Source organism: Neorhizobium sp. T6_25, assembly GCF_002968555.1.
Classification (GTDB): Bacteria; Pseudomonadota; Alphaproteobacteria; order Rhizobiales; family Rhizobiaceae; genus Neorhizobium.
This window is the reverse complement of the sequence record NZ_PVBL01000052.1, coordinates 1-7236: the sequence shown is the minus strand read 5'-3', so window position 1 is coordinate 7236 and position 7236 is coordinate 1. Positions and strand designations below refer to the sequence as shown.

Below are 7236 nucleotides of genomic sequence, written 5' to 3'. Positions count from 1 at the left end.
CGGCAGCCCCGCCGGTGATCGTGTTGTCGAGGGTATTGCCCGTCCCGGCAAAGGCCACCACCCCGGTGTAGGTCAGGTTCTCGACATTGTCGGCAAGCGTGTAGCTCGCCAGTGCCGTCTGCATCGTGTCAGTGCCCTCCGCGGCACTCTCGACGATGGCGTCGGCAGCGTTGTCGATGACATAGATGTCGTTGCCGCTGCCGCCGATCAGCGTATCGGCGCCGACCCCGCCGTTCAGCGTGTCATTGCCCACCCCGCCGGTGATCGTGTTGGCAAGCACATTGCCGGTGCCCAGGAAATTGCCGATGCCCGTGTAGGCAAGGTTCTCGACATGGACGGCAAGCGTCAGCGCGGCAAGTCCGGTCCGGACCGTATCGCTGCCCTCGTTTGCCAGTTCCGTCACCACGTCGGTGGCGATGTCGACGATGTAGGTATCGTCACCCGCGCCACCGATCAGCGTATCGGCGCCCGTCCCGCCATCCAGCGTGTCGTTGCCGGAACCGCCGGAAACGACATTCGCCAAAGCATTGCCGGTCCCCACAAAATCGCCGGCGCCGATGAAGGTCAACTTCTCGACATTGGCGATACTGGTCAATTCATAAGCGGAAAGCGCCGTCTTGATCAGATCGGTGCCGGCGTTGGCGGCTTCGGAAACGATATCGCCCTGGGCATCGACGATGTAGGTGTCGTTGCCAACGCCTCCAATCAACGTGTCGGCGCCGGCGCCGCCGTCAAGGATATCGGCGGCCGCGCCGCCCCGGATCGTGTTGTCGAGGCCATTGCCGGTCCCGGTGAATGCCGCCACGCCGGTGTAGGTCAGGTTCTCGACATCGGCGACCGCCGCCAGCGAGTAGCTGGCGAGTGCCGTCCTTATCGTATCCATACCTTCATCAGCGTTTTCGCTGACGGTATCGCCGGCGGTGTCGACCACATAGGTGTCGTCGCCGCTGCCGCCGATCAGCGTGTCGGCGCCGGCCCCGCCGTTCAGCGTGTCATTGCCCGCCCCGCCGGCGATCGTGTTGGCGGCACCATTGCCGGTGCCCGAGAAATTGCCGGTGCCGGTGTAGGTGAGATTTTCGACATTGGCACTGAGCGCATAACTTACAATCGCTGTCTGGACGATGTCTGTCCCTGCATTCAGGTTCTCGATCACAATGTCGGTCGCGATATCGACCACGTAGAGATCGTCGCCCACCCCGCCCGACATCGAGTCGGAACCGGCGCCTCCAATCAATGTGTCGTCGCCTGCACCGCCGCCAAGCGAATCATTTCCGCCGTTACCCCAAAGGGTATTGCTTACCTCGTTGCCGACAATCGTGTCGTGGCCGGAGCCTGCCTGAACATTCTCGACCAGCGAGGCAAGGTTGTTGTGATAAAGCAGCGCGTTGAAAATGTTACCGCGGGCATAACCATTGTTCAGGCTACCGCCCAGATCGGCCAACTGACCTTGGGAAAAGAAAGAGTAGCCCCCGGCTCTCAGGTCGATGCTAAGGCGGGTGGTATAGGCGCTCAGGTCATAGGTATCGACACCGCCGCCGTCCCAGATCGTTGCGAATATCCTGTTGGCATTGGGCGTGATGGCCGCGACGCCATTGACATAGGTAACGCCTTCATTCGGATTCCACTTGTAAGTGGTATCGTCACCGTTGGTCGTGTAGTCCGCGCCATACATTTCCTGCAGAGCGGCGATGTCGAGCATCATGAAGCTCTGTGGCGCACTATTCTGCTCGTATTCGTAGCCGTTCGGAACGTCTCCGATATATGTGCGGTAGGTCATGATCGTATATTCGAGAGAATCGTAACTGCTCGGCACGATCTTCGGATTGTTGTTCGGTTCATGAGCATGTTTCAGGCCAAGCGCGTGACCCAGTTCATGCGCCAACGTATGTCCCGCATAGTTGCCGAATTCCGGAAACCGATAATCATCGTTAGTGCCAGCATATTCCGTCCCGAACCAGATATCGCCGCCGGCGATGTCGCTGCTGGGAAAATAGGCCCATGCCGTCGAAAGACGCGGGTCGGATGACTGAGCAAATCGCACCGTTGCAGTGTTTACGTCTCCGGCCACAAACTCGGCGTTGGTAAATCCTTCTATGGAGAAACCGTCATTCGCCGTGTTTCCATAGGATTGTTCCATGAGGATCAAGGCAGCAGCCTGCTGCTGCGGGGAAATCGAGGAGAAACCGAAATCTTTCTCGCCATCATACCAGTACGAGGTCGAGCTGGTGGGAAACGCATAGGTTATCGTACCGTCCCACGCGTAGCCGCTGATAAGCCCGTCGACTCTCTGATCTCCGGTCAAAGGCACGTACTTTGTGGAAGTGATAATGCCCGTCATGAAATTCCTGCCCGCTTTATTCTACTCGATCATGGGTTATGAGAGTTCCCTGCTCCAGGTGACCGGTCCAACCATTTATTGGGGAACCAGTGCGACTGCGAAGGAGTGCAACCGGCTACCGTTCATGCATCGCCTCCTTCGCGACCTCAACCAAGGGCGAAAACACATACTCGAGTATCCGGCGCTCTCCCGTGCGAACCTCCGCGGTCGCCGACATGCCCGAACTGAGTTTGAACTCACGTCCATCCGCCGAAACCCGGTCGGCATCCAGGCTCAACGTCACCGGAAACACCAGGTTCTGCATTCTTTCGGCGCCGCCGAAGACACTCCCCGCCTGCCTTGCTGCGGCATCGCCTTCACGGCGCGCGGCGTCGGGTTCCGGAATGGCATCCGCCGCGATCTTCGTGACCCGGGCCGGGATCGTGCCATAGCGGGTAAACGGAAAGGCTTCGAGCTTGACGACCGCCTCCTGGCCAAGCTTTATAAAGCCGATGTCCTTGTTCAAGACGTAGACCTCGAGTTCCAGCGCGCTGCCCTCGGGCACGACGCGCATGACGTCCTGACCGACGCTCACCACTTGCCCGACACTGGTGATCGATGATGCCTGTACCGTGCCGGCGATCGGGCTGCGCAACGTCATCTGCTCCCGCGAATTTCTTGCCTTCGTCAGGCGCTGCTCAAGCTCTTCGACCCGGCGCTCCGCATCGCCAAGTCGCGCGAGATGGTCGCTCAGAAACGCCCGCGTTACCCTGTCCTTCTCCCGCGCAAAGACCTCGATGCTTGCCACGGAGTCGGCAAGCCGGCCCTCCTGCATTGCAAGCTGCGTCGCCTGCTCCTTCAGCGTTTCCGTCGCGTCGATGACGCTCGCCATCGTCCCGGCATCCTTTGAAGCGAGCGCGCTGCGCATCGTCACGCGCTCGTTCAGCGTTTCGACGAGAGAGTTCTGCGCCGCAAGAGTCACAGTCAGACGATCGCGTTCCACTTCCTTCTGGTGCTTCTGAGCCGCAAGCGAGGCGACTGCGGCCTGGTGTTGTTCAAGATCGCCCCGGAGAATGCCATCCTCCCTGCGGCGCAGCTCATAGGGTACATCCGGGTCCCATGCGATCGTTGGCAACGGCGCGTTCGGCACGCGCGACTGGACATGATCCACGATCGCTTTGCGGCGCCGGACCTCGGCGCGCATGGACGCCAGGCCCTTTGCCGCATCCGTCTCGTCGGCAATGGCATCGGTCGGATCGAGCCCAAGGAGGATATCGCCCTTTTCGACATGGGTACCGTTTGGCGGCGGAAGCTCCTTCACCTTGCCGGTCAGCAGCGGCTGGACGACCTTGACGCGCCCGGTCGGCTGGAGTTTGCCCTGGGCGGCGGCGATAATGTCGATGCGGCCGACATAGGACCAGATCAAGGCCGTTGCGGTGAAGGCGCAAATGATCAGGATCAGCGCCATGCGCACCGGCGAGGGTGGCGTCTCCAGGACTTCCAGAGCCGGCGCAAGGAACTCGTGATCGGACCGCTTTGCCGGCCTCATCGGAAGGTCGGCATAACGGGCGGTCTTGGCGGGCGCTTTCCTCACGCCGCCCCCCTGTCGTTCTGCAGGGCCCAAAGCCGCGCATAGAGCCCGTCCTGACGCTTGAGCAGTTCCTCATGACTGCCCATTTCGGCGATCCGCCCATCCGCCATGCCGATGATCCTGCTGCACGGCCTGACGGCGGCAAGGCGGTGCGCAATGATGATGACCGTCCTGCCCCGGGCGATCTGGTGCATGTTCGTCTGGACGACCCGCTCGCTCTCGTAATCGAGGGCGCTGGTCGCCTCGTCGAAGATCAGGATCGGCGGGTTCGTCGCAAGGGCTCGGGCAATCGCGATGCGTTGCCTCTGGCCGCCGGAAAGGTTGGCGCCCCGCTCCTCGATCATCGTGTCATAACCCTGGGGCAACCGCGTGATGAATTCGTCTGCGCCGGAAAGCTTGGCGACGGCGATCACCTGGGCGCGATGCATCGCAGGATTTGAGAAGGCGATATTGTCGTGGATCGTGCGGTTGAACAGCAGGTTTTCCTGCAGGACGACACCGATGTGGCTGCGCAGCCAGGCGGGATCGAGCTGCGAGAGGTCGGCGCCGTCGAGCAGCACCTGCCCCTCTTCCGGAATATAGAGGCGCTGGACGAGCTTGGTGAGCGTCGATTTGCCGGAACCGGAGGCGCCGACAATGCCGATGACCTCGCCGGGATGAATGTCGAGAGAGATGTTCTTTAAAACCTCGGGCATGCCCGGCCGGTATCGGAACGTGACATTGCGAAACTGGATCATCCCCTTGGGTGGCGGAAGCGCCATGCGGGCGCCGGGGTGCCGTTCCATCGGCGTGTTCAGGATGTCGCCAAGGCGGTCCACGGAAATCTGCACTTGCTGAAAATCCTGCCAGAGCTGCGACAACCTCAAAACCGGCTGGGTCACTTGCCCGGCGATCATACTGAAGGCGACAAGCGAGCCGACCGAAAGTTCACCGTCGATGACCGCCTTGGCCCCGAAAAGCAGCAGGGCCGCGGTCGAAAGCTTGCTCACATACTGGATGGCGTTCTGGCCGCCGGCGCTAAGCAGCGTGGTATCGAAAGCCGTCCGCACATAGGCCGCAAGCTTTTCTTCCCATTGCGCCTGCATGATGGGCTCGACGGCAGAAGCTTTGACGGTGTGGACGCCGACGATCGCTTCGATGAGGAACTGCTGGCTGGCTGCACCGCGATTGAATTTCTCCTTGACCAACTCCCGCAGCGGCGGGCGCACGACCATGCCGATCAGGATATAGATCGGGATCGCGGCAATCACGATCAGCGTCAGCTTCCAGGAATAGGCGAAGAGCACCGCGATGAAGACGAAGGTGAACAGAAGGTCGATCGCCGAAAACAGCCCCTGCCCGGTCAGGAAAGCGCGGATGGTCTCGAGCTCGCGCACACGTGCCACCGTCTGGCCGGCAGAACGGGTCTCGAAATAACCAAGCGGCAGCCGCAATAGATGGTGGAACAGCCGCTGGCCGAGCTCGACGTCAATCCTGTTGGTCGTATGGGCCAGCGCGTAAGTCCGCAGATATTGAAGCACGACATCGAAGAGGCCGATGATGGCGATGCCGGCCACCAGCACGAACAATGTCGAGTAGCCTTTGTGCGTCAGGACCTTGTCGACGACGACCTGGAAAAACAGCGGGGTCACCAGTGCGAATATCTGCACGAAAAGCGAGGCAAGCAGAACATGCGCCAGCGGCTTTCGATATCGCCAGATGGACGGCACAAACCACTTGAACCCGAATTCCCGCGGATCCGAGCCCTCGCCGCCGAGCCGCCGCCCGACGAGAAGGACACTCCCTCCGATCTCCGATGCGATGTCCTCTGGCTCGATTTCCCGATCGACCCGCGTGACGGGATCGATCAGTCGGTACTTTCCGGAGGGATTGAGGCCGCCAAGCACCTGGAAAGCCCCGCCTTTCACCCGCACGATTGCCGGCACCGGAATTGTGCGCAGGCGACGCTCGCTAACCTTTTCGACCGGGCGGGCTTTAAGGCCGATCAGCCGGGCGGCACGCTGCAGATCAAGCGCCTGCGAGGGCCGGCCCTTCAGGGCGAGATCATGTTGCAGTTGCTGAGGGTCGGCTGCGATCCGATAGAAAGCCGCAATGCCGCACAGCGCACGGAGACCGGAATCGAGCTGCTGCGAAACGACGCCATCCATGCCGCGAAACAATCCCCTGAGCGTTTTCTTGCCTGTGCAAGGCACCCTTCCCCGCAGCCGTTGCCGACGGTTTGCGCCTGCAGATGTAGGCGGATTCACGTCTGCAATCTATGGGAATATTGCACTCCCGATATTTCGGGATGGCGTGTGACGTATTACCCACGAGTCACAACCACGGCGCGACGCTTCCCGATCCATGAATACCGATACCGACCCCCTGCTCCCTTTTCTCATTGTCTCGATAAGATCAATCTATGGCGTCGCGGTCACCTTGGATTTATTGCCAGAGATATCCCTAAAATATACAACGGTGATAAATTCTGATGCGAACGGTCGGTTCTGGTGGACTTTCCCGTTTCTCGCCGCGCCGCTGCGATCTTCGGTATGTGGCCAAGCCTTTTGAGGCACTGGTTGAACGCCGACTTCCCTATCGGCCCCAAAGTGTACCAGGAGGCCTCATTTCCTGGACAAGGTGATAGGTTCTTTTTTTACCGCCGTTCTGGGCCGCCTATTCCGGTTTTTCCAGTTTCGCGACCGCCTTTTCGAGCCGCGCGCCACGGATTTCCGGGGTGGTAGCCTTGAGGAGCGGAAGCACCACCGCATACTGGCCGGTCTTGCCGAGCTTTTCGAAGGCTGCGGCGGCGGTGGCATTTTCAGCGAGCGCCGCCATCAGGTCGTCCGGCAGGCCGGCCTCGCGCTGCGGCGCATAGGCGGCCGCCCAGCGTCCGTCGGCCTTGGCCGCCTCGACTTCCGCCAGCCCCTCCGGCTGCATCCGCCCGGCCTGCGTCAGCTCCGCCACCCGATCGACATTGAGCTTCGACCACGGGCTTTTGGCGCGGCGCGGCGAATACCGCTGCAGATAGGAGGTCGCGTCGAAGCCCTTGCGCTGGCTGTCGATCCAGCCATGGCAGAGCGCCACGTCCAGCGCCTCGTCGATGGTGATCAGGATCCGCTTCGGGTTCTTCTTGCCGATCTGCAGCCAGACGCCGGACGAGGTGGCGTGGTGGGCGGAGAGCCAGGAGGCCCAATCCGCGGGATCGGTGAAGGCGAGGGCTTCGGTGGCAAGGTCCATGGGTGGCTCCCGGTTGGCGGCTGCCGATCCCGACGGCAGCCATTGCTCGTTGCGTTGCCGGGATTGGCGGGGTGGCGGCCGGATGACAAGCTGTCTCTTATACACATCT

4 protein-coding genes are annotated in these 7236 nt (G+C 61.2%); all 4 read right to left on the bottom strand.

The genetic code is table 11. The features are described 5' to 3' along the window. Window positions 1-2338: M10 family metallopeptidase (locus tag C5L10_RS33130; RefSeq protein ID WP_305778746.1), on the bottom strand; the 2338-nt coding region annotated here is incomplete at its 3' end. Between the two features lie 115 nt (window positions 2339-2453). Continuing rightward, complete coding sequence (locus tag C5L10_RS33125) at window positions 2454-3866, bottom strand: HlyD family type I secretion periplasmic adaptor subunit (protein WP_371412023.1); 1413 nt, start codon at window positions 3864-3866, stop codon at window positions 2454-2456. A 41-nt stretch (window positions 3867-3907) separates the two neighbouring features. Next, the gene (locus C5L10_RS33120; protein WP_105433184.1) at window positions 3908-6055 is read right to left on the bottom strand and encodes a type I secretion system permease/ATPase; all 2148 of its coding nucleotides are present in this window, start codon (window positions 6053-6055) and stop codon (window positions 3908-3910) included. A 508-nt stretch (window positions 6056-6563) separates the two neighbouring features. Next, window positions 6564-7236, bottom strand: a 673-nt coding sequence (locus tag C5L10_RS33115) for a YdeI family protein (protein WP_371412022.1), incomplete at its 5' end; no start/stop codon positions are given.